Here is a 22639-nt window from a genome sequence, read left to right as displayed (position 1 = left end):
CGCGGACCGGCCGGATCAGCTCTCCTGGCCGGCGGCGATGTCCTTGGCCCGGGCACGCAGGGCGCGCTCCACCCCGGCCCGACCCTCGATCAGCAGGCGGTACAGCGCCGGGGCCGGGGAGTTCTCGGCGATGTAGGCGTCCGTGCGCTCCAGAGTCGCCTCCTCCACCAGCTGGCTGGGGTAGACCACCTCGGCGAAGGTCTGCGCGAACTCACCCGTCCACTTGTCCCAGGCCGGGGCGAGCTGGGCGAAGTAGCGCTCCAGGTAGGGGCGGTACAGCTCCGCCTGACGCGGCTCGGTGAAGCCCAGCAGGGTGGCGCGGAACTCGGCGTTGGCGAGGTCGCCGCCCACGATTCGCTCCCAGGCGGTCTCCTTGGCCTCTGCCGTGGGGATCGCCGCCCGGGCACCGGCGGCGTTGCGCTGTCCGGTGGCGGTCGGGTCGGCCTCCAGCTCGGCGGCGATCTCCGTCTCCCCGGCCTTGCCCGCGGCGACCAGACGGCGCAGCAGGGTCCAGCGCAGATCGGTGTCGATCTCCAGACCGTCCACGGTGATCGCGCCGTCCAGCAGGCCGCGCAGCAGCGACAGGTGGGCGTCGGTCACGGCGGCGTCCGCCAGGGCGTTGACATAGGCCAGCTGCAGGTCGCTGCCGGGCTCGGCGGCCGAGAGCAGGGCGCTCAGGCGGTCGGCGAGCTGCTCGAAACCGAACGGGCGCCAGGCCGGGTCGGCGTAGTTGAACAACGCACCCGAGGCCTGGCGGAGCAGGGTCTGGGCGACCGTGACGTCGTTGACGCCGCTGATTCCGGAGATCACCAGGGCGACGTAGTCCCGGGCGGCCATCTCGCCGTCACGGGTCATGTCCCAGGCGGCGCTGAAGGCCAGCGCGCGCGGCAGCGACTCGCGGATCTCACCGGCGCCCTCCACCACGGTGCGCAGGGAGCGCTCGTCCAGCCGGATCTTGGTGAAGGTGAGGTCGTCGTCGTTGATGAGCACCAGGTCCGGCTGGGCCTTGCCGACCAGCTCGGTGATCTCGGTGCGGGCACCGCTCACGTCCAGCTCCACGCGCTCGCGGCGCACGATGCCGTCCTCGGTGCGGTCGTACAGACCCACGGCCAGACGGTGCGAACGCAGCGTCGGGTGCTCGGGGTCGGCCTCCTGGAGGATGGCGAAGGACGTGAAGTTACCGTCCGCGTCCACCTCGAACTCCGGACGCATGGTGTTGACGCCCGTGGTCTCCAGCCACTCCTTGGACCAGCCGGACAGGTCGCGGCCGGAAGCGGCCTCCAGGTGCTTGAGGAGGTCCTTCAACTCGGTGTTGCCGAACGCGTTCTCCTTGAAGTAGGCGCGCACACCCGCGAAGAACGCGTCCACACCCACGTACGCGGCCAGCTGCTTGAGCACCGAGGCGCCCTTGGCGTAGGTGATGCCGTCGAAGTTGACCTCGACCGCCTGGATGTCGACCATGTCGGCGGCGATCGGGTGGGTGGAGGGCAGCTGGTCCTGGCGCAGCGCCCAGGCCTTCTCCACGTTGGCGAAGGTCGTCCAGGCGTCGGACCACTGGGTGGCGTTGACCTGGCAGTACACGCTGGCGTAGGTCGCGAACGACTCGTTCAGCCACAGGTCGTCCCACCAACGCATGGTGACCAGGTCGCCGAACCACATGTGCGCCATCTCGTGCAGGATGGTCTCGGCGCGGCGCTCGTAGCGGGCGTCGGTGACGCGGGAGCGGAAGACGTAGTCCTCCAGGAACGTCACCGCCCCGGCGTTCTCCATGGCGCCCGCGTTGAACTCGGGCACGAACAGCTGGTCGTACTTGCCGAACGGGTAACGCAGGTCGAACAGGCCGTGGAAGAAGTCGAAGCCCTGCTTGGTGACCTCGAACAGCGCGTCCGAGTCCAGGTGCTCGGCCAGCGAGGCGCGGCAGTACAGGCCCAGCGGGATGCCGTCGTGCTCGTCGCGGACCACGTGGTAGGGCCCGGCGATCAGGGCGGTGATGTAGGTGGACATCACCTGCGTGGCTGGGAAGTGCCAGCGCACCCGCTCCTCGCCTGCCGCCTCGCGCTCCACATCCGGGGCGCTGTTGGACACGACCTCCCACGACGGGGGCGCGTACACGGTCAGCTCGAACGTGGCCTTGAGGTCGGGCTGGTCGAAGCACGTGAACATGCGGTGCGCGTCAGCCGTCTCGAACTGGCTGTACAGGTACACCGACCCGTCGACCGGGTCCACGAACCGGTGCAGGCCCTCGCCGGTGCGCATGTAGGCGGCGTCGGCGACCACCGTCAGCTCGTTCTCGGCGGCCACATCGGGGAGGACGAGCCGCTCACCGTCGAACAGTTCGGCCGGGTCCAGTTCGCGGCCGTTGAGCACGGCGCTGCGGATGCGCGGCGCGGCCAGGTCGACGAAGGTCCGCGCGCCCGGCTCCGTGCTGGAAAAACGCACCACGGTGGTGGACCGGAAGGTCTCGTCCCCGGTGGTCAGGTCCAGCTCCACGGCGTAGGAGTCGACGCTGAGAATGCGCGCCCGCTCCTTGGCCTCGTCCCGTGTCAGGTTCCCTGCCACGCCACGCTCCCTTCACGGCCGCCGTCTTCGCCGGCCGGAAAATCGTCTGTCGACCACGGCGAGCCCGCCGTCTGGGTGGGCGCCGTCGGGCCGGAGGTCTGTGTAGTCGCCTCGATCCTGCCACGCGCCGGGGTGGAATGCGCAACCGATCGCCATGGTTGACGCCCTGGGGTGCAGGGGCGCCGGTCCCCGCCGTGCCCCGCCCCGGACTTCGACCGTCCCAGACGAGGAGCAGCGATGCCTCTTTCCCCCGCACAGCCGGGCGAGCAGCAGACCACCTACGCCGACATGTGGTTCGACCCGGCCTGCCCCTGGGCCTGGATCACCTCCCGTTGGCTGCTGGAGGTGGAGAAGGTCCGGAACGTCAGCGTGAGCTGGCACGTGATGAGCCTGGGAGTGCTCAACGAGGGCCGCGACCTGCCTGAGGAGTACGAGCGGTCGATCGCCAGCTCCTGGCAGGCGGTACGCGTGTGCATCGCGGCCGAACAGCGTTTCGGCCCCGAGGTCCTCGGCGGTCTCTACACCGCCCTGGGCACCCGCTTCCACAACAACGCCGAGCCGCGCACCCTGGACACCGTCCGTGCCGCGCTGGCCGACGCCGGCCTGCCGGCGGACCTGGCGGAGGCCGCCGACTCCACCGAATACGATGAGGCCCTGCGCGCCTCGCACGCCGAGGCGATGAAGCTGGTGGGCGAGGACGTCGGCACCCCCGTCGTCCAGGTGGAGGGCGCCTCGTTCTTCGGGCCGGTCGTCACCCCCATCCCGCGCGGCGAGGACGCCGGGAAGCTGTGGGACGGCGTGCGTCTGGTCGCCGGCACCGACGGGTTCTTCGAGCTCAAGCGCACCCGCACTCGCGACCCCATCTTCGACTGATCACCGACCCGCTACCCGGGAGAACCCATGCCAGGGCCTGACGACGACCGCCGCGCCACCTTCCTCGACGACCTCGATCTGCTGCCCGACACCACGAGCGACGAGCGCTCTGAGGGCTGGGGCGACAGCGACGAGGACTCCACCGCGCGGCTGATCTCCGACCGTCCCCCGCACTGGGGCTGACCGCCGTCCTTCCGACACGAGGTCCGACCCGCCGAGGGTTCCGTCCGGGGCCGGTATCCGTCAAAGCACGGGTACCGGCCCCGGACACGTCCCCGGTACGTCCCCGCTCTGGCCAACCCGAATCACGTTCTGCGACAGTGGGGTCCATGCGATCCCTCTACATCGACGGCGCCTGGTGCGACTCCGCCTCCGACGAAGCCCTTGACGTGGTCAATCCGGCGACCGAGCAGGTCATCGACACCGTCCCGGCGGGTGCCACTGCCGACGTCGACGCCGCGGCCGCCGCCGCGGCCGCCGCCTTCCCCGCCTGGTCCGCGCTTACCCCGGGCCAGCGCGTCACCCACCTGGCCAAGGCGCTGGAGCTGTTCAACGCGCGGCTCGGCGACATCGCCGACGTGCTCACCCGCGACATCGGCGCCCCCGCCACCTTCGCCGCCAAGGTGCAGGCCGGGCTGCCCTCCCTCATGTTCAGGACCTACATCGACCTGGTGGAGGAGCACGGGGAGCGCTACTTCACCGGTGAGGAGGTGGGCAACTCCCTCGTCGTGCACGAGCCGATCGGCGTGGTCGGCGCGATCACCCCGTGGAACTACCCGCTGCACCAGATCGTCCTCAAGGTCGTCCCGGCCCTGCTCGCGGGCAACACCGTGGTCCTCAAACCGAGCGAGGTCGCGCCGCTGAGCGCCTACTCGCTGGCGGAGGTCCTCGACGAGGCGGGGCTGCCCGCGGGCGTGTTCAACCTGGTCTCGGGCACCGGCCCGGTGGTGGGTGAGGCGATCGCCGCCCACCCGAAGGTCGACATGGTCTCCTTCACCGGTTCCACCCGCGCCGGGACCCGGGTGTCCCAGGTCGCCGCCGAGACGGTCAAGCGGGTCGCCCTGGAACTGGGCGGCAAGTCACCGAACGTCATCCTGCCCGGCGCGGACCTGACCAAGGCCGTCAAGCGCGGTGTCGCCGACGTCATGCGCAACACCGGGCAGAGCTGCAACGCGCTCACCCGCATGCTCGTGCACCGCGACTCCTACGACGAAGCCGTGGAGCTGGCCGCGGCCGCCGCCGCCAAGTACGCCCCCGGCGACCCCGCGGACGAGGGCACCCGGATGGGCCCGTTGGTCTCCGCCGCCCAGCTGGACAAGGTCCGCTCCTACGTCGACCTCGGTGTCGAGGAGGGCGCCCGCCTGGTCACCGGTGGTTCCGCGCCGGTCGAGGGACGGGACAGCGGCTACTACGTGAGCCCGACCGTCTTCGCCGACGTGCGCAACGACATGCGTATCGCCCAGGAGGAGATCTTCGGGCCGGTGCTCGCCCTCATCGCCTACGACACGGTCGAGGAGGCGGTCGAGATCGCCAACGACACCGTCTACGGGCTCAACGCCGCCGTGTGGTCGGGCGACCCCGACGAGGGGCTGGCCGTCGCCCGCCGACTGCGAGCCGGTCAGGTCGAGCTCAACGGCGGCGCCCTGAACCCCCGCGCTCCCTTCGGGGGATACAAGCGCTCCGGTAACGGCCGGGAGTGGGGGCTGCCCGGCCTGGAGGAGTTCTGCGAGGTCAAAGCCGTACAGATGTGACCGGTGTGCTCGTTATCACGGTCACATAGCACGTTTCACCGGAATCGGACCCGGTGACGCGCGCGTTGTGCGGTGTGGAAAAATTCCGAGTGGTCATCCCCTGGTCGAACCCAAACGAGGTGTGAGTTGAGCAACAAGCCCGCGGTCTCCAAGGCAGGTCCCCTCAGTAAGGACCTCAAGTCGATCCTCGTGTACAACCTGATCGCGATCCTCTCGATGGCGGGCTTCGCCGTCCTCGGTCTGAGCGTCGCCGCTGCCGCCGCTGGCGCCTGACCAGCTCGGCAACCCACACGACGAACGCCGCGCCCCTTCCGGTCCACCGACCGGGTGGGGCGCGGCGTCGTCTGTGCCCGGGAGCTGTCACACTGGTGACGTGCGTGTTTACCTTGGATCAGATCATGCGGGCTTCGAGCTCAAAGAACACCTCGTCTCCTGGCTGAAGGAGAACGGCCACGAGGTCGTCGACGCCGGTCCGGCCGTCTACGACGCGGTCGACGACTACCCTCCCTTCGTCCTGCGCGCCGCCGAGGGCGTCGCCAAGGACCCGGGGTCCCTGGGGATCGTGATCGGCGGCTCCGGCAACGGGGAGCAGATCGCGGCCAACAAGGTCAAGGGCGTCCGTGCGGCCCTGGCTTGGAGCGAGGACACCGCCAAGCTGGCGCGCGAGCACAACGACGCCAACGTGCTCGGCATCGGCGGTCGGATGCACTCCCTGGCGGAGGCCACCCGGTTCGTCGAGCTCTTCCTCGCCACCCCGTACAGCGACGAGGAGCGGCACACCCGCCGCATCGCCATGCTCGGCGACTACGAGCAGACCGGCGAGCTCCCCCCGCTTCCGTAACCCAGTCAGTCATCTTCGGCCCGCGCCCCGCCCCGGACCCCGGTCCTGGGCGGGCCGGATGTCCGCCCCCGTGCGCCCGCTGGAATCCAGTCCGGTGCACGGGGGCGTTCGCACTTCGAGGGCTGGGGGCCTGTCCTCGCCGGGGGCGTTGTGGGAACCTGGTCGGGTGCGCGGCTCCATCCCCGCGCAGCCGGGTTTAGGCGGAACCCAAACCCGGGGTTATGGGGTGGAACGCCGCTGGTGGTACGTGCCACAGCCGTAGAGCAGGCGCTACAGTTCGTGCACAGCGGCGGGCCGTGGTCGTCCGCGACACGGCGTTGTCTTCGATGCAGCGGTGCCCGCCCCAGGCGGACCCAGCCACCACGATCCGGGCCGTGCCCCCACACCGCCCAGGCCCGCCGACGCCAGACCAGGCCCCGACGCGACCGTGACCGCACCGGTGTGCCGTACGACGACCAGCAACACACCCGCGGCCAGAGCGGGTGTGCCGAGCCTTGAGGACTGATGAACGCCACACCGACCGCCAAGACCACCCGATGGCTGCGATCCACTGTGCAGCGGATCGTCGCGGTGCTCCGGCGCAAGGTGCTGTTCCGCTACCGGCTCGTCCTGATCACCCTCGTCGCCATCGCAGTGGGGATCGGTGTGGGCGCTGGCTGGGGGCCCACCGCGTGGTTCCCGCCCAGCTCCGTCATCCTCACCGTGCTGGCCGGCGGACTGCTGCTCAAACGCAAGAGCCTGGCCTTCCTGCTCGGCGTGGTCGCCGCTGTTCTCCTGGTCCTGGCCTTCCGGCTCGGCTTCGGCCAGGTCGGCCCGGGTCTGCTGGTCACCATCGGTATCACCGGGGTCCTGTCCTACCTGCTCTCCGGGGTGCGTGAACGCCTTGGCGTCCAGGGCCTGAGCGGCGAGATGATGCTGCTGGATCTGCGTGACCGCCTGCGGGACCAGGGGAAACTTCCCAAGGTCCCCTCCGGCTGGGGGCGCACCGCCGTCCTGCGCCAGGCGGGCGGCTCCTCCTTCGGCGGAGACTTCGTCGTCTCCATACGGCGCCAGAACCGGCTCGACATCGCCGTCGTCGACGTCTCCGGCAAGGGAGTGGACGCCGGGACCCGCGCCCTGATGCTCTCCGGTGCCTTCAGCGGACTGATCGGGGCGGTGCCCGCCCGCGACTTCCTCGCCCACTGCAACGATTACCTGATGCGCAACAGCGGTGGCGAGGGTTTCGTGACCGCCGTCCACCTGAGCGTGGACACCGACACCGGCGAGTACCAGGTCGCCTCCGCCGGACACCCGCCCGCCCTGCACTACGACAGCGGCAGCGGTGTGTGGAGCACCACCGAGGCCAAGGGCGTGGTCCTGGGCGTCATCCCGGAGATGACCTACACCTCAGTCGAGGGCAAACTGCGCCCCGGCGACGCCATCATGCTCTGCACCGACGGCCTCATCGAGACCCCCGGCGAGGACCTGGACGCGGGCATCGACCGCCTCCTGGGCGCCGCCGACACGCTGGTCACCCAGGGTTTCGCCACCGGCGCGGGCGAGGTCGTGGACACCCTCAGCAAGGACAAGAACGACGACTGCGCCCTCGTGGTCCTCTGGCGCACCTGACCCCGAGCCGCTCCGCCACCGGCAGGGGGTGGGCCGCCCCGCCGTTCCTGACGGTAGGGTCGACATGTTCCCCGACCCCGGTACGAGGCTCTTCGTACCCGTCCCCGGACCGCCGTGCCCGCCCTCTCCGCCCCCTGGGCGCCGACGCCCGCACGGCCCACCACACCAGTGACGAGGGGCCGGACCAGGTCCTGCCGAAAGGACCCGGACTTCCCAGATTTCGCGGCCCCGCGGGCGTGCCCGCCGGGCGATGGAGACGCAAGGGGGTGCTTCGCATGGACGGCGAGCGCGCTGAAGAACTCACAGATCTGGTCGAGAACAACGACCTGACCGGGATCAGGCTCTGGTTGGCCGAACACAGGCCCCACGAGATCGCGGACGAACTCGCCCGCATGCCCGGTCGCGACGCGATCATCCCCTTCCGGCTCCTGGACAAGGACCGCGAGCTGGAGGTCTTCGAGGAGCTCGATCCCGGCCAACAACAGGCCATCCTGCTCGGGCTGCGCGGCACCGACTTCCACGACATCCTGGAGGAGATGGACCCGGACGACCGGGCCCGCCTCATCGGGGAGGCCCCGGCCAAGATCGCCACCCGGGCCCTGGCCGGGCTGAGCCCCGCCGAACGCAAGATGACCGCCGCGCTCCTGGGGTATCCGGAGGACTCGGTCGGCCGGTACATGACACCGGAGACCGTCATCCTGCACCTGGACCTCACGGTCGGCCGCGCCCTGGAAGTGGTGCGTGCCAAAGGAGCCGACGCCGAGACGATCTACACCCTGCCGGTGGTCAGCGACGGCCGCCGCCTGGTCGGTACCATCACCCTGAGCGACCTCGTGGTCAGCGACGACGACCGCGTCCTCAAAGATCTGGTGGACGTATTCGCCCCCCGGGTGGGGGTCAGCGAACCGGTCGAGGACGCCGCCCGACTCATCCAGGAGGCCAACCTGGTCTCCCTGCCGGTCGTGGACTCCGAGGACCGTTTCGTCGGCCTGTTCACCTTCGACGACGCCCTGGAAGTCATCGAGGCGGCCGACTCCGAGGACATGGCCCGCCAGTCCGGTGCCAGCCCCATCGACGACCACTACGTGTCCGTCGGGGTGCTGCGCCTGGTCGGCGCACGTGTGGTGTGGCTGTTGCTGCTCATCGTGGCCGCGACCCTGACCGTCAACGTCATGCAGGTCTACGAGGCGACCTTGGAGGAGGTCACCGCGCTGGCGATGTTCGTCCCGATGCTGATCGGCACCGGCGGTAACGTCGGCGCCCAGTCGGCTACGGCGATCGTGCGCGCGCTCGCCGTCGGTGAGGTACGGGTGCGGGACCTGCCCTCGGTGCTCTGGAAGGAGAGCCGGGTCGGCCTCCTGCTGGGAGTGGCGCTCGCCGGGGTCGCGTTGGCCATCGGCACCCTGCTGGTCGGGTTCGACATCGCGGTGGTGGTCTCCCTGTCGGTGATCGCCATCTGTACCTGGGCGGCGATCATCGGTTCCGCGATGCCCCTGCTCGCCCGCAAGGTGGGCGTGGACCCGGCGGTGGTCTCCTCCCCGATGGTCGCGACGCTGGTGGACGCGACCGGTCTGCTCATCTACTTCTCCGTAGCCCGCATGGTCCTGGGCCTGTGACCGTAGGGCGGAAGCCAGATGAGGGCCGGGCTGGCTCCGAGCGGGGCCGGGGCCGTTCCGACGAAGGTGACCGGCGCCGTTAGTACTGGTCACGTCCCGGGCAAGTAAGAGGCCGAGGGGGGTCTATGTCTGATACCGGAGACACGTTCGATCGGCTCAAGAAGGCCGTCAACGATCACGCTGACAAGGCCGAGGGGGTTGTCGGGAAGGCGGCAGACGCCGCCAAGAAGGCTACTGGCGGCGCCCACGACGACAAGATCGACAAGGGAGCCGGGGCTGCGACCGACTACCTGCGCAAGCGCGCGCAGGAGAACAAGAAGGGCCAGGACAAGGACAAGGGCTAGTGTCCCGGGGCGGGGAGCGGGTGGGCGGGTCCACAATGGGGGATGCCTTCACCCGCTCCGCGCCCCCTCCCCGTCGTTCTGGCCAGGATCCGCATGCCCCTGATGTGGCTGGCGATGACCGCCCTGCTGGCCGGTTACCTCGGTCTCTCCTGGTGGGTCGGCGTGACCCTGCTGGTGGTGGCTCTGGCCGTGAACCTGCGCCTGGGGACCCCGCGCTGCGCCCCGCGTGTCCTGGCGCCGCCGGTCCGCGGCCGCTGGATGGCACTGACCAGCCCCGTGGACAACGTCCCCAGCCAGGGCACGCACGCCTACGGGCAGACCTACGCGCTCGGACTGGTCACCGAGGACGGCACCCGCCCGGACATCGCCTGGCGCCCGCTCAGCCGCCCTCCGCAGGACTTCCCGGCCTTCGGTGCCCCGGTGCACGCCCCAGCGGAAGGCACGGTGGTCCGCGTACACGACCGACAGCGGGACCACCGCAGCCGAAACTCCTGGCCCTGGCTCTTCGGTAGCGTCCTGGAGAACACCCTGCGCGAACTGCGCGGCCCGTCCGGGTTGTTGGGCAACCACGTCATCATCGACATCGGCGGCGCCCACGTGCTCCTGGGCCATCTGCGCCGGGGCTCGATCACGGTCGCCCCCGGAGACCGGGTGGCACTCGGCCAGCGGATCGCCCAGTGCGGGAATTCGGGGGCCTGCACCGAGCCGCAGGTCCGGATACAGCTGATGGATCTGCGTCACCCGCTCTTCGCCGCCGGTCTGCCCATGGTCTGGGCGAGCGGCTGGAACGTCGGGTCCCCGGAGGCCGAAGGGTTGCCCGAGACCTGGCGTCCGGTGGAGGTCACCGACCACTACGGTGTTCCCTCTGGTCAGGCCGGTTCGGCGGGAGATTACCCTGACAGTCAGGTAAGGCGAACCTCATGAGAGGCGGGGTGCGGTGAACGCGATCGATGGTGCGCCCTGCAGGCTCACGGTCTGTAGGGGCTGTTGCTGCGGGACCAAGAAGAAGGTGCCCGGGGTCGACCACAAGGCCCAGCTCGCCCGCCTCAGCGCCATCGACGACCACTCCGCCCGCCGTGTCCCGGTCCGTACGAGTAAATGCCTGGGTATCTGCTTCCAGGCCAACGTCGTCGTGGTCCAGCCCTCCCAGGAGGGGCGGGCCGCCGGAGGCCGCCCCGTCTGGCTCGGCCAGATGACCGAGGACAAGCTCCTGGACGCCGTGGACGACTGGATCTTCGACGGCGGACCCGGCATCGTGCCGCTCCCGGCTGTACTGGAGGAACACGTGACCTCCAAGGACGCCAAGAAGCCGAAGAAGAACAAGAAACCCAAGCAGTCCAAGGCCGCAAAGAAGGAACGCAAGAAGGCCAAGGAGAAATCGGCCAAGCAGGCCAAGAAGGAGAAGAAGGCGCGGAAGAAGGCCAGGAAGAAGGAGACCGAGGCGCTCCGCTCCCAGACCGCTCCGCCTGAGGCCCCGGGGAAGAACAAATCCGACAAGGGCAAGGACGCGGGTAAGGGCAGGAAGGGCAAGTCCGGGAAGAGCTAGGACGGAAGGCCTCCGGAGAGCGCTCCACCATGACCGCTTGTGGTCCGAGGACGGCAGGCGGGACAATGGACCGATGCGCATCGGTGTGCTCGGCCCGTTGCGGGTCGTCGCCGACGGTCAGGAGACGGGGATCGGCGGCGCCCGGCTGCGTGTCCTGCTCACTCGCCTGGCTCTGGGGGTGGGGGGAGTGGTTTCACCGACCGCCCTGAGCGAGGCCCTCTGGCCGGAGGACGGACCGGCACACCCCGACACGGCCCTGCACTCCCTGGCCACCCGGCTGCGCCGCACACTCCCCGAACCCCACGCGCTGCGCTCCGAACCCGAGGGCTACCGGCTCGCGCTCCCACCCGAGGCGGTCGACGCGGTCCGCTTCGAGCGCCTGGCGATCCAGGGGCGGGGAGCCCTGCGGGACGGGCACCCCGAGGACGCCGCACAGCGGCTGCAGGAGGCGCTGTCATTGTGGCGGGGCGCACCGCTCGCCGACACCGCCCACCTGCCCTTCGCGGTCCCCGCCGTCACCCGTCTGGAACGGATCCGCCTGGGTGTCCGAGAGGACCTCATCGCCGCGGAGCTGGGCTCCTCGGATGCCACGGAACGCATAGACCACCTGGCCGAGCTCGGGGAGCTCATCGCCGACCACCCGCTGCGTGAACGCCTGCGCGAACTCCTCGTCGCCGCCCTGGCCGCGGACGGCCGCAGAGGCGAGGCGCTGACTGCGCATGAGGAGTACCGGAGGCTGCTCGCCGCCCAGCTCGGCACCGTGCCGGGCAAGAGCATGCGAGCGCTCCACCAGCGACTGCTGGGTGGAGAGAAAGGCTCTTCACCCGGTTTCTGAGAGCGCTCTCCGGGCTGTGGGTGGATACGGCACCCCCGGTTCGGTTGATGCGAGCGATTGCCGCGGCTGGCTACCGGGACTGGGGCGCGAACTGGGTGCGGTAGAGAGCGGTGTACAGGCCGCCCGCCTCCAACAGTTGTTCGTGTGTGCCGCGCTCCAGGATGCGGCCGTCCTCCAGCACCAGGATCTGGTCCGCCTCGCGGACGGTAGCCAGCCGGTGCGCGATCACCAACGAGGTCCGCCCCTCCAGAGCGACGGCCAGTGCTTCCTGTACCGCGGCCTCGGATCCGGAGTCCAGGTGTGCGGTGGCCTCGTCCAGGACCACGATCGACGGGGCCTTCAGCAGCAGCCGGGCGATGGCCAGACGCTGCTTCTCACCGCCGGAGAGGCGGTATCCGCGGTCGCCGACCATCGTGTCCAGGCCGTTCGGGAGCTGCGCCAGGAGCGGGCCCAGGCGCGCCATCCGCAGAGCCTCTTCCAACTCCTCGTCGGTCGCTTCCGGCTTTGCGTAACGCAGGTTGGCGCCCACGGTGTCGTGGAAGAGCTGCGCGTCCTGGGTCACTACGCCCACGGCCTCGCGCAGTGAGTCTCCGGTGGCCTCCCGTAGGTCCAGTCCACCGATCCGGACCGAGCCCTCGGAGGGGTCGTACAGCCGCGACACCAAGTGGGTGAGGGTGGACTTGCCCGCCCCCGAGGGACCCACAAGGGCCACCATCTGGCCGGGTTCGGCGCGGAAGGACACCTCGCTCAGTACCTGGGTGTCCTCGATGATCTCCGACTGCGGGGTCAGCTCCAGCGACGCCACCGAGGTCTCCGAAGTGCCCGGGTAGCGGAAGGACACCCGGTCGAACTCCACGCTCAGGGGCCCCCTGGGCAGCGGCTTCGCGTCCGGGCTCTCCTTGATCTGCGGTTCCAGGTCCAGCACCTCGAAGACCCGGTCGAAGGAGACCAGCGCGGTCATGATCTCCACGTGCACGTTGGACAGCGTGGTGATCGGCCCGTACAGCCGCGCCAGCAGCGTGGTGAGGGCGACCAGTGTGCCCACCTCGAACGCGCCGTCCACCGCGAGCACACCGCCCACGCCGTAGACCATCGCCATCGCCAGCGCCGTGATGGTGGCCAGCATCGTGAACAGCAGACCGCCGATCACGGACTGGCGGACCCCCAGGTCGCGCACGCGCGCCGCGATGCCGGAGAAGCCGCGGGACTCCTCGTCCGGGCGCCCGTACAGCTTGACCAGCATGGCCCCGCCGACGTTGAACCGCTCGGTCATCAGGGAGCTCATCGCGGCGTTGTTGTCCATGGCGTCGCGGGAGATGTTGGCCAGCTTGCGGCCCAGCAGCTTCGCGGGGACGATGAACAGCGGCACCAGCGCCAACGCCAGCAGGGTCACCTGCCAGGACAGGGCCAGCATCGTGATGACCACCGCGACCACGCTGATCAGATTGGACACCACCGACTGCAGCACCGAGGTGATGGCCCGCTGGGCGCCGACCACGTCCGTGTTCAGGCGGCTGATCAGCGAACCCGTCTGGGTTCGGGTGAAGAAGGAGATCGGCATCCGCTGTACGTGCGTGAACACCTGGGTGCGCAGGAGGTAGATCACACCCTCACCGATCCGGGAGGACAGCCACCGCCCGGTCAGGGTGATGACGCCCTCCAGGAGCGCCAGACCGGCCGCGGCGACCGCCAGCCAGACCACCAGCGAGGTGTTCCCCGGAATGATGCCCTGGTCGATGATGGCCCGCAGCAGGAGCGGGTTGGCCACGACGACGGCAGCGCCCACCGAGGTCACCGCGAGGAAGAGCAGGATGGATCGCCAGTGCGGTGTCGCGTAGGACAGGATGCGCCTGGTGATCCCCGGGGGAAGCTCCTGCCCCCGCGCGCTTCCGTCGTTGACCAATGCCCTGTAGGAGGGCCTCCCTGACATCATCGGCAGCCTCGTCTTTCGTTCACCACGTCGCCATCCAAGCCTCAACACCGGAGCGTCGGCGCAGCTTCCCGTGCGCGTCTACGGTTCTGCTGCAAGGCTCTGGGATTGGGTATTCGACGCCGGTGGCTCCGAGGATTGGTCGAGGACCGTGGCTGGTGGTCGATATCCGATGGCTAGAGGGAGTGTGCGAGGCGGCCGAGCGCGGCGGTTGTGGACCGACCCGCGGTGAAGGGGAGTTCCCAGGCCTGTGCGCCGAGGGCGTCCGCGCCGCGGATCTTGGCCTGCGTGTAGCGGTCGCCGGCGGTGAAGGCCAGGGCCGCAGGCGCGAGCGGCCGCAGCAGCTCGGCGTAGGCCGCCCAGTCGGCGACCGTTGGCGGTCCCTCGATGACGAAGGAGCCGGTCACACAGGACAGGGCCGCGATGGTCTCGGCCCGCTCCTCGGCGGGGTTGACCGGGCGTCCGGGGCCCTTCCAGGCCCGTACCCGTTCGTCGGACTCGATGCCTACGACCAGCGGCAGTCCGCGTTCGGCGATAGATCGCAGGAAGCGCACGTGCCCGACGTGCAGGACGTCGAAGACACCGGTGACCACGACCGGCCGCTCCAGTGCCTCCGGTCGTTGGAACCAGAGCGCGCTGAGCGGTGTGGCCATCTCGTCCGTGCCTTCTGTGTCCGTCATCTGGCTCCCGTTTCGCCGAACCCGAGGGGCGCCCGCGTCCGGTTGCGCTGACGGGTCCGCCCGAAAGGTCAACGTATCCGTTGGAGCCGGGTATTCCGCCTCTTGGGGCGGCAGAACCGAACGATGTTCTGACTGTGTGTTGTGTCACTGAGAACCGGTTTGCCTCGAGGTGAATCCCACCCCGCGGGACACAGGCGAAGAAAAGGGGCGTACATGGCCTGGGTGGTCATTGTCGAGGAGAGCGTGAACTACGGACAGAGCGCGCTGGGGTGTGGGAACAGTCCGGGGCGATCACGCCGACCGTGAGGAGGCCAGGAGTGCGGCGCTGGTCATGACGAGGACTTTCACACCGAACCATCCGTGGTCGGAGCGGGATCGCCAGGTCTTCCGGAACTCGGAGGACTCGTATCTGGTCAACGTGGTCGGTGCCACGACCGAGTTCCATTTCCGGGTATCCGTCGCGGAGCGGATCTAGGGCCTCGGCCTCCTGGATCCTGGGCATGACGAGCAGGGGTCAGGGGGTCGTCCCCCTGGTGAAACGGCGAAACGAGCCGGTGTGCGGAGCACACACGACTCGCTTCGAGTGGAGCGGGCGACGAGAATCGAACTCGCATGACCAGCTTGGAAGGCTGGGGTTCTACCATTGAACTACGCCCGCGTGGCATCGGAGCCCTTGAGTTTCCTCTAGACTCGTTGAGCCGACGGAGACAAGAGTACAGTCTCCGGGGGGTTGGTCGCACACCCGACTGCGGGAAAGTGTGTCCACGTCCGGCAACGGGGTGTAGCGCAGCTTGGTTAGCGCGCATGCTTTGGGAGCATGAGGCCGCGGGTTCGAATCCCGCCACCCCGACGAAACCATCCATGGTGGTTCGGCCTTCGGGCCGTGCGCCGTGGCCCCCTGCGTATCTGCCCTAGACTTGGTGCGATCAGCAGGAAACTGTAAGTCCCAGCCCGTCGCAGGGCACCCCAGTAGAACGTGGTCCTCACTGACCGGGGTGCGCGCGTGCATTCGCCGTTTGTGTGGTGCGCCTGCGGGCCGACGCGGACACCAGCCGGCAAACCTAGGAGTACCGCCCCGTGAAGACCGATGTCGAGGAGCTCAGCCCGACCCGGGTCAAGCTGACCATCGAGGTGCCCTTCGAGGAGCTCGAGCACGCTTTCGACGTGACCTACAAGTCGCTCGCGAAGCAGGTTCGGATCAAGGGCTTCCGCCCGGGCAAGGCGCCGGCGCGGTTGATCGACCGCTACGTCGGCCGCGGCGCGGTGATCAGCGAAGCGGTCAACCACGCCGTTCCGGAGCTCTACAACGAAGCCATCCAGAAGGAGGAGATCTTCGCGCTCGGCCAGCCCGACGTGGAGGTCACCAAGCTGGAGGACAACGACGAGCTCGCCTTCACCGCCGAGGTCGACATCCGACCCAAGTTCGAGGTGAAGGACTACAAGGGCATCGAGGTGACCGTCGACAACGCGACCGTCACCGACGAGCAGGTCGACGAGCAGATCGGCACCCTGCGCGAGCGCTTCTCCACCCTTGTTGGCGCCGACCGTCCCGTCGAGGACGGTGACCACCTCTCCATCGACCTGGCCGCGGCCATCGACGGTGAGAAGCTCGAGGACGTCGCCGTGAGCGGCTACTCCTACGAGGTCGGCACCAACACCATGCTCGAGGGCCTCGACGAGACCCTGCGCGGCATGGAGTCCGGTGGCGAGGCCACCTTCAAGACCACCCTCGTCGGTGGTGAGCACGAGGGCAAGGAGGCGGACGTCACCGTCACCGTGCACTCGGTGAAGGTCAAGGAGCTGCCCGAGCTGGACGACGAGTTCGCCCAGCTGGCCTCGGAGTTCGACACCATCGACGAGCTGCGTGAGGACGTGCGCAAGCGCATGGCCGACGTCCGTCGGATGCAGCAGCTGTCCGCCGCCCGTGACAAGGCGCTGGAGAAGCTGATCGAGTCCGTCGAGATCCCGCTGCCCGACGCGGTCGTCGACGAGGAGATCACCCGCCGTCGCCAGAGCCTTGAACAGCAGCTCGCCCAGAGCGGTCTGACCAAGGAGGCCTACCTCGAGTCGCAGGAGAAGACCGAGGAGGAGTTCGAGGAGGAGCTGAAGACCGGCGCCAACTCTGCGGTCAAGGCTGGTTTCATCCTCGACCAGCTGGCCCTCCAGGAGGACCTGAGCGCCGACCAGGGTGAGCTCAGCCAGTACGTGTTCGAGCAGGCCCAGCGCATGGGCGTGAGCCCGGACCAGCTGGCCCAGCACCTGGTCGAGTCGAACCAGATCCGCGTCGCCTTCACCGAGGTCGTCCGCGGCAAGGCCATGGACCTGGTCCTGGCCGGTGCCAAGGTGACCGACGAGGACGGCAACGCCGTCGAGCAGGACATCGTCGAGGCTTCTGACGAGGACGCGCTGGCCGAGGCCGTCAAGGCCGCCGCCGCTGCCTCCGCCGAGGTCGCCGAGGCTGACAAGGCCGAGGAGACCGCTGAGGTCGCCGAGGACAAGAAGGACGACGAGGACGCCGACAAGGCCGACTCCAAGTAGTTCGGAGGCCGCTCAGTGCCTTGAGGGGCGCTAGCGGAGCTCTCACGGGCCCTGACCGATCCGTTTCACCGGGTCGATCAGGGCCCGTTCGCGTTTCCCCGCGGCCGCGGCCACCGCGGCCTTGTCGTGAATCCGCCGCAATCCGCTGCTGGGCCGTGTTCACTGGTGGAGCCTGTGTTCGCTGAGAGGGTAAAGGACGTGTTCCCGGCGGGTCGCACCCTGCGCTCAAAGCGAACAGGGGCGGTATCCGGACGAGCCTGGCGTCTGTCAGCGTTAGTGTCGCTGTATCGCAACCGTTTCGATTCCGGAGCAGGTGACGAGAGTGCCGCCGACCTTTGATGAGTCCACGCGATTCGACGCTCGTACGTCGGATCCGCAGCTTTCCCCTTTTATTGAGCAGACGCCTCAGCGCCTGTTGCGCCAGCGAATCGTATTCCTCGGCCAGCAGGTCGACGATGACATCGCCAACCGCCTGGTTGGTGAACTCCTGCTGCTGTCCGCTGAGGACCGTCAGCGGGACATCACCATGTACATCAACTCGCCTGGCGGATCCGTCACGGCGGGCATGGCGATCTACGACGTCATGCAGTACATCCCCAACGACGTGCGCACCGTGGGTATCGGTATGGCCGCGTCGATGGGCCAGATGCTCCTGTGCGCCGGTGCTCCCGGCAAGCGTTACGCGCTGCCGCACACCCGCGTCATGATGCATCAGCCCTCCGGTGGCATCGGGGGCACCGCCTCCGACATCCGGATTCTGGCTGACCAGCTGATGTACGTGAAGAAGATGTTCATCCAGAAGATCTCCGAGCACACCGGGCAGTCGGTCGAGCAGATCGAGAAGGACGCCGACCGGGACCGCTGGTTCACGGCTCAGGAGGCCAAGGATTACGGCTTTATCGACGAGGTGCTCGAGGGCACCCTCGACGTGACCAGCTGACCTGGCCCAGTCCATGAATCGGCGCAGTGCGTGGAAGGCGTGAAATGACCGAGTTCAACCCCAGTCTCATCGGCGGCGCGGCCTCGATGGCTCCCCAGAGCCGCTACGTCCTGCCGTCCTACGTGGAGCGTACGTCGTACGGCGTCAAGGAGATGAATCCGTACAACAAGCTCTTCGAAGAGCGGATCATCTTCGTCGGCGTCCAGATCGACGACACTTCGGCCAACGACCTGATGGCCCAGCTCATCACGCTTGAGCAGCTCGACTCCGAGCGGGACATCCAGATGTACATCAACTCGCCGGGCGGTTCCTTCACCTCCCTCATGGCGATCTACGACACCATGCAGTTCGTACGCCCCGACATCCAGACGGTGTGCATCGGACAGGCCGCGTCGGCCGCCGCGATCCTGCTGGCGGGCGGCACCAAGGGCAAGCGTGGTGCCCTGCCCAACGCCCGGATGATGATCCACCAGCCCGCGACCGAGGGTATGCACGGTCAGGCCAGTGACATCGAGATCCAGGCCAACGAGATCACCCGTATCCGTACGCAGCTGGAGACCACTCTGGCCAAGCACACGGGTCGCTCCCAGGAGCAGGTCTCGAAGGACATCGAGCGGGACAAGATCCTCACCGCGGAGGAGGCCGTCGAGTACGGTCTCATCGACTTCGTGCTGCCTTACCGCAAGGCTTCCCTGAAGTAGGGCACCGGCGGCTGGCGTTCCTCGCTGGGAAGCGTTCCCACGTTCGCTTCAGATGTTCGTGAGAACGTTCCCGGCAAGAGGAATCAGGTTGCTAGAAGTACCTGCCGGGCCGGTTTCTGACCCGCCTGGGGCAGCCCGGTGGTGAAGCCGGTCCGGTTTTTCGCTTAGTCTGGCGGAGAGCGACACACAGATCGCCCCGTTCGTGGCTGGCCAGGTCGTGAACGGATACACGGAAGCGCGTCTTCCGTCCGTTCGGTGCCGGGCAGGCCGGGAACGGGGCGGCCTTAGTTTTGAGGAGTGGCTGGGTGGCACGCATCGGCGACGGCGGGGACCTGCTGAAGTGCTCATTCTGCGGTAAGAGCCAAAAGCAGGTGAAGAAGCTCATCGCTGGCCCCGGCGTGTACATCTGCGATGAGTGCATCGATCTGTGCAACGAGATCATCGAAGAGGAACTCGCTGACGCCACTGAGCTCACGTGGGATTCCCTCCCCAAGCCCCGGGAGATCTTCGACTTTCTCGATTCCTACGTGATCGGGCAGGAGCAGGCGAAGAAGGCCCTCTCCGTGGCGGTGTACAACCACTACAAGAGAGTGCGTTCGGAGACCGAGCGTCCCGGTGGCGAGGACGTCGAGATCGCCAAGTCCAACATCCTTCTGCTGGGTCCGACCGGTTCGGGCAAGACCCTGCTGGCGCAGACCCTGGCGAAGATCCTGAACGTTCCCTTCGCCATCGCGGACGCCACGGCGCTGACCGAGGCGGGGTACGTGGGCGAGGACGTCGAGAACATCCTCCTGAAGCTGATCCAGGCCGCTGACTACGACGTCAAGAAGGCCGAGACCGGCATCATCTACATCGACGAGGTCGACAAGGTCGCCCGCAAGAGCGAGAACCCGTCGATCACGCGCGACGTGTCCGGCGAGGGTGTGCAGCAGGCGCTGCTGAAGATCCTGGAGGGCACCACCGCGAGCGTGCCCCCGCAGGGCGGACGCAAGCACCCGCACCAGGAGTTCATCCAGATCGACACCACCAACGTGCTGTTCATCTGCGGTGGCGCCTTCGCGGGTCTGGAGAAGATCATCGAGTCCCGCACCGGGCAGCAGGGCATGGGCTTCAACGCCGTGCTGCGGCCCAAGAGCGAGATGGCCGGGACCGCGCTGTTCGGTGAGGTCATGCCGGAGGACCTGCTCAAGTTCGGGATGATCCCGGAGTTCATCGGCCGTCTGCCGGTGATCACCAGCGTGCACAACCTGGACAAGGCCGCGCTGATCCAGATCCTCACCGAGCCGCGCAACGCCCTGGTCAAGCAGTACCAGCGGCTGTTCGAGCTGGACAACGTGGAGCTGGAGTTCACCCAGGACGCCTTGGAGGCCATCGCGGAGCAGGGCATCATCCGGGGGACCGGCGCCCGCGGTCTGCGCGCCATCATCGAGGAGGTCCTGCTCTCGGTGATGTACGAGGTGCCCAGCCGGGAGGACGTCGGCCAGGTGATCATCACCCGTGAGGCGGTCGAGCAGCACGTGAACCCGACGATCGTGCCGCGGGCCCAGCTGAAGGCGGACGACGACCCCCAGGAGAAGTCGGCCTGAGCGCCGCGGCCCTGAGAGGCCGCCGCAGGCACCAGTGGGATTCGGGGCGCCCCCTTTCGAGGGAGGCGCCCCTTCTCGCGTCTGGGCGGCCCTGAGAGCCGCTGGGGCGGTCGCGGTGACGACGCGGGGCCGGAGCGTGGCCGATGGACGCCTTAGTCGCCCGCCAGGACCTTCTCCATGCGGGCGATCTCGGTGTTCTGCTCGGCGATGAGGTCGTTGGCCATCTTCAGGACGGTCTGGTCCTTGCCCTGCGCCATGACCTCCTCGGCCATGGTGACCGCGCCCTGGTGGTGGAAGGTCATGAGTTCCACGAAGAGCTGGTCGAAGTCGTCGCCCTCGGCGTTGGTGAGGCGCTGCATGTCCTCGTCGGAGACCATGCCCTCCATGTCCTCGTGGTCGACCTGGAGGTCGCACTCGACCACGTCGTCCTCGCTGGAGTGGTGGCTGCCGTCGCCCTCCAACCCGCAGAAGTTCTGGTGGGCGGGGTTCTCCCGGGCCGGGCCGAAGACGTTCTCCTCCAGCCAGCTCTCCATCGCGGAGATCTCGGGACCCTGCGCGGCGGAGATGCGGTCGGCGATGCGCTCGATGCCGTCGCGCTCGTAGCGGTCCTCGACCAGTTCGGTCATCTCCAGGGCCTGGGAGTGGTGCTCGATCATCTTGACCAGGTAGGTGACGTCGGCCTCGTTGTGGCCCTGCTCCTCGGCGAGGGCGGCGATCTGCTCGGCCGTGGCGGGGGTGGAGGCCTCTCCGGGGGCTCCGGGGGCGATGACGTTGGCGGACTGCTCGCCGTCATCGCCGGTACAGGCCGAGACTCCGAGCAGCACGAGGGCGGTTCCGGCTGCGAGTGCCAGGCGACGCACGGGGTCTCCTTCAGGGGTGGGGGCCGGCGGGACGGGTGCCCGCCGGTGTGGGTGACCGCGACTCGATGAACGCGACATCCTGCGGGTTTTCTACTCACTCCGTGGGTGTTTTGTCCAGTGCCGGGTGTGTGTCGGCCCCGTCGTGTGCGGCTTTCGTGTTGTGTGCGGACGCCTACGGGGTTGCGAGTACGCGCATGTGACGTGCGTGGTGCCCAGGTACGGCATTCGGGGGTGAGATGCCCGTACTCGGCGTTTCGTCTGGCTCTGTGACGTGTGGCAGATATACAACCCAAAGTAGTCAAATGGCTTCTTTGGGTGTTTTTCGGGGGTGGGGGTATGGCTTCGAAAACGGGGCGAGGGCTTCGGTTCGGTGGGGTCCGGCGCCGCGAGCTCCGGGGCCGGGGAACCCTGACGGTCTCCTCGGTGGCGGCGGCGCTGGGCCTGTTGGTACCCGGGGCTAGTGCCGCCGACGGGGTGAGCACGAGCGGGGGAGTGGTGCACCTGGCCAACGTCCCCAAACCCCAGGTGCTGGGTTCGGCGTTCAACTCCGACCTCGCCTTCACCGGAGACCACGCCATCGTCGGCAACTACGACGGCTTCGTCGTCCACGACATCTCCGACCCGGCCGCCCCCCTCGTGGTGGCCACAGTTCTGTGCCCTGGAGGTCAGGGCGACATCACTGTCAGCGGTGACCTGCTGTACTTCTCCGTGGACTACCCACGCGCCACCGACGAGTGCGGTGCGCCGCCCGCCCCGGCCAGTGACCCGAACGCGTTCGAAGGCTTGCGGATCTTCGACATCTCCGACCGCGCCAACCCGCAGTACGTCGCTTCGGTGGCCACCGACTGCGGTTCGCACACCAACACCCTGGTGCCCGGTAAGGACGGCGAACACGACTACGTGTACGTGTCCTCGTACTCGCCCTCGGCGGACTTCCCGAACTGTCAGCCGCCGCACGACAAGATCTCCGTCATCGAGATCCCGATCGACGACCCCGCCGAAGCGGCGGTGGTCAGCGAGCCGGTCCTGTTCCCCGGCGGCGGCCACCGCACCACCACCGGCTGCCACGACATCACCGCCTACCCTGCCAAGGGCTTGGCCGCGGCGGCCTGTCTGGGCGACGGCGTGCTGCTGGACATCTCCGACCCGGTCGACCCGGTGGTCGTGGCACGCGTCCAGGACGAGAACTTCGCGTTCTGGCACTCGGCCACGTTCACCAACGACGCGAAGAACGTGATCTTCACCGACGAACTCGGCGGCGGCAGCGCGGCCACCTGCAACGAGGAGATCGGCCCCGAGCGGGGAGCCAACGCCGTCTACTCCCTGGACACCTCCGGAAACAGCCCTGAGCTGCATTTTCGGAGCTACTACAAATTGCCGCGTCATCAGTCCGAAACTGAGAACTGTGTGGCGCACAATGGTTCGCTGATT

Annotated in this window: 21 protein-coding genes and 2 tRNA genes; 18 read left to right on the top strand and 5 right to left on the bottom strand. The window is 68.3% G+C overall.

All coding sequences use genetic code 11. The features are described 5' to 3' along the window. Window positions 1-15: 15 nt before the first annotated feature. A complete protein-coding gene (gene pepN / locus D457_RS0125460; RefSeq protein ID WP_017583506.1) occupies window positions 16-2559 on the bottom strand; it encodes an aminopeptidase N in 2544 nt (847 codons plus the stop codon). Between the two features lie 237 nt (window positions 2560-2796). On the opposite strand from pepN, the gene D457_RS0125455 reads away from it, so the two are divergent. From D457_RS0125455 to D457_RS0125405, 11 genes are all read left to right on the top strand, one after another. Further along, complete coding sequence (locus D457_RS0125455) at window positions 2797-3432, top strand: mycothiol-dependent nitroreductase Rv2466c family protein (protein ID WP_017583505.1); 636 nt, start codon at window positions 2797-2799, stop codon at window positions 3430-3432. Between the two features lie 27 nt (window positions 3433-3459). Next, window positions 3460-3615 carry a hypothetical protein gene (locus D457_RS36540; protein ID WP_017583504.1) on the top strand — a complete coding sequence of 52 codons (156 nt, stop codon included), beginning with the start codon at window positions 3460-3462 and terminating at the stop codon, window positions 3613-3615. A gap of 146 nt (window positions 3616-3761) precedes the next feature. Next, the gene (locus tag D457_RS0125445) at window positions 3762-5183 is read left to right on the top strand and encodes an aldehyde dehydrogenase family protein (protein WP_017583503.1); all 1422 of its coding nucleotides are present in this window, start codon (window positions 3762-3764) and stop codon (window positions 5181-5183) included. A gap of 126 nt (window positions 5184-5309) precedes the next feature. Further along, complete coding sequence (locus D457_RS36535; RefSeq protein WP_017583502.1) at window positions 5310-5456, top strand: hypothetical protein; 147 nt, start codon at window positions 5310-5312, stop codon at window positions 5454-5456. A 100-nt stretch (window positions 5457-5556) separates the two neighbouring features. Continuing rightward, window positions 5557-6024 carry a ribose-5-phosphate isomerase gene (locus tag D457_RS0125435; protein ID WP_017583501.1) on the top strand — a complete coding sequence of 156 codons (468 nt, stop codon included), beginning with the start codon at window positions 5557-5559 and terminating at the stop codon, window positions 6022-6024. 504 nt (window positions 6025-6528) lie between these two features. Continuing rightward, a complete protein-coding gene (locus D457_RS0125430; RefSeq protein WP_017583500.1) occupies window positions 6529-7632 on the top strand; it encodes a PP2C family protein-serine/threonine phosphatase in 1104 nt (367 codons plus the stop codon). Between the two features lie 275 nt (window positions 7633-7907). After that, entirely contained in the window at window positions 7908-9248 is a 1341-nt protein-coding gene (gene mgtE / locus D457_RS0125425) for a magnesium transporter (RefSeq protein ID WP_017583499.1), read from the top strand. A 125-nt stretch (window positions 9249-9373) separates the two neighbouring features. Then, a complete protein-coding gene (locus D457_RS0125420) occupies window positions 9374-9592 on the top strand; it encodes an Rv0909 family putative TA system antitoxin (protein WP_017583498.1) in 219 nt (72 codons plus the stop codon). Between the two features lie 42 nt (window positions 9593-9634). Next, entirely contained in the window at window positions 9635-10516 is an 882-nt protein-coding gene (locus D457_RS0125415; RefSeq protein ID WP_017583497.1) for a M23 family metallopeptidase, read from the top strand. An 85-nt stretch (window positions 10517-10601) separates the two neighbouring features. After that, window positions 10602-11138, top strand: coding sequence for a hypothetical protein (locus D457_RS0125410; RefSeq protein WP_017583496.1), 537 nt, complete (start codon window positions 10602-10604; stop codon window positions 11136-11138). A gap of 73 nt (window positions 11139-11211) precedes the next feature. Then, window positions 11212-11973, top strand: a complete 762-nt coding sequence (locus D457_RS0125405; RefSeq protein WP_017583495.1) for an AfsR/SARP family transcriptional regulator — start codon at window positions 11212-11214, stop codon at window positions 11971-11973. A gap of 70 nt (window positions 11974-12043) precedes the next feature. Here D457_RS0125405 and D457_RS0125400 read toward each other — a convergent pair whose 3' ends face one another. Together D457_RS0125400 and D457_RS0125395 are read right to left on the bottom strand one after the other, a co-directional pair. Beyond that, complete coding sequence (locus D457_RS0125400; protein ID WP_026117021.1) at window positions 12044-13906, bottom strand: ABC transporter ATP-binding protein; 1863 nt, start codon at window positions 13904-13906, stop codon at window positions 12044-12046. A gap of 173 nt (window positions 13907-14079) precedes the next feature. Beyond that, window positions 14080-14583 (bottom strand): adenylyltransferase/cytidyltransferase family protein, encoded by a 504-nt coding sequence (locus D457_RS0125395; RefSeq protein ID WP_017583493.1) that lies wholly within the window; start codon window positions 14581-14583, stop codon window positions 14080-14082. Between the two features lie 331 nt (window positions 14584-14914). Between D457_RS0125395 and D457_RS37295 the strand changes: the two genes are divergently transcribed. Next, the gene (locus D457_RS37295; protein WP_239646219.1) at window positions 14915-15058 is read left to right on the top strand and encodes a hypothetical protein; all 144 of its coding nucleotides are present in this window, start codon (window positions 14915-14917) and stop codon (window positions 15056-15058) included. A gap of 109 nt (window positions 15059-15167) precedes the next feature. On the opposite strand, the gene D457_RS0125385 is transcribed toward D457_RS37295, so the two are convergent. After that, window positions 15168-15241: transfer RNA gene (locus D457_RS0125385), tRNA-Gly, on the bottom strand. A 117-nt stretch (window positions 15242-15358) separates the two neighbouring features. Between D457_RS0125385 and D457_RS0125380 the strand changes: the two genes are divergently transcribed. From D457_RS0125380 to clpX, 5 genes are all read left to right on the top strand, one after another. Next, window positions 15359-15433 (top strand) — tRNA-Pro (locus D457_RS0125380). A 227-nt stretch (window positions 15434-15660) separates the two neighbouring features. Next, a complete protein-coding gene (gene tig / locus D457_RS0125375) occupies window positions 15661-17121 on the top strand; it encodes a trigger factor (RefSeq protein WP_017583491.1) in 1461 nt (486 codons plus the stop codon). A gap of 322 nt (window positions 17122-17443) precedes the next feature. Continuing rightward, window positions 17444-18061: a ClpP family protease gene (locus D457_RS0125365; RefSeq protein ID WP_083926859.1), complete on the top strand. Its 618-nt coding sequence runs from the start codon at window positions 17444-17446 to the stop codon at window positions 18059-18061. Window positions 18062-18105: 44 nt separating this feature from the next. Continuing rightward, window positions 18106-18762 carry an ATP-dependent Clp protease proteolytic subunit gene (locus tag D457_RS0125360; protein WP_017583488.1) on the top strand — a complete coding sequence of 219 codons (657 nt, stop codon included), beginning with the start codon at window positions 18106-18108 and terminating at the stop codon, window positions 18760-18762. 305 nt (window positions 18763-19067) lie between these two features. Further along, window positions 19068-20348 carry an ATP-dependent Clp protease ATP-binding subunit ClpX gene (gene clpX / locus D457_RS0125355; protein ID WP_017583487.1) on the top strand — a complete coding sequence of 427 codons (1281 nt, stop codon included), beginning with the start codon at window positions 19068-19070 and terminating at the stop codon, window positions 20346-20348. A 152-nt stretch (window positions 20349-20500) separates the two neighbouring features. Here the strand turns inward: clpX and D457_RS0125350 are convergent, their stop codons facing one another. Further along, complete coding sequence (locus tag D457_RS0125350; protein WP_017583486.1) at window positions 20501-21208, bottom strand: DUF305 domain-containing protein; 708 nt, start codon at window positions 21206-21208, stop codon at window positions 20501-20503. A gap of 336 nt (window positions 21209-21544) precedes the next feature. Between D457_RS0125350 and D457_RS0125345 the strand changes: the two genes are divergently transcribed. After that, window positions 21545-22639: LVIVD repeat-containing protein (locus tag D457_RS0125345; RefSeq protein ID WP_039831906.1), on the top strand; the 1095-nt coding region annotated here is incomplete at its 3' end.

The sequence above is a fragment of the Nocardiopsis valliformis DSM 45023 genome, assembly GCF_000340985.1.
GTDB lineage: Bacteria > Actinomycetota > Actinomycetes > Streptosporangiales > Streptosporangiaceae > Nocardiopsis > Nocardiopsis exhalans.
This window is presented reverse-complemented; position numbering and strand designations above follow the sequence as displayed.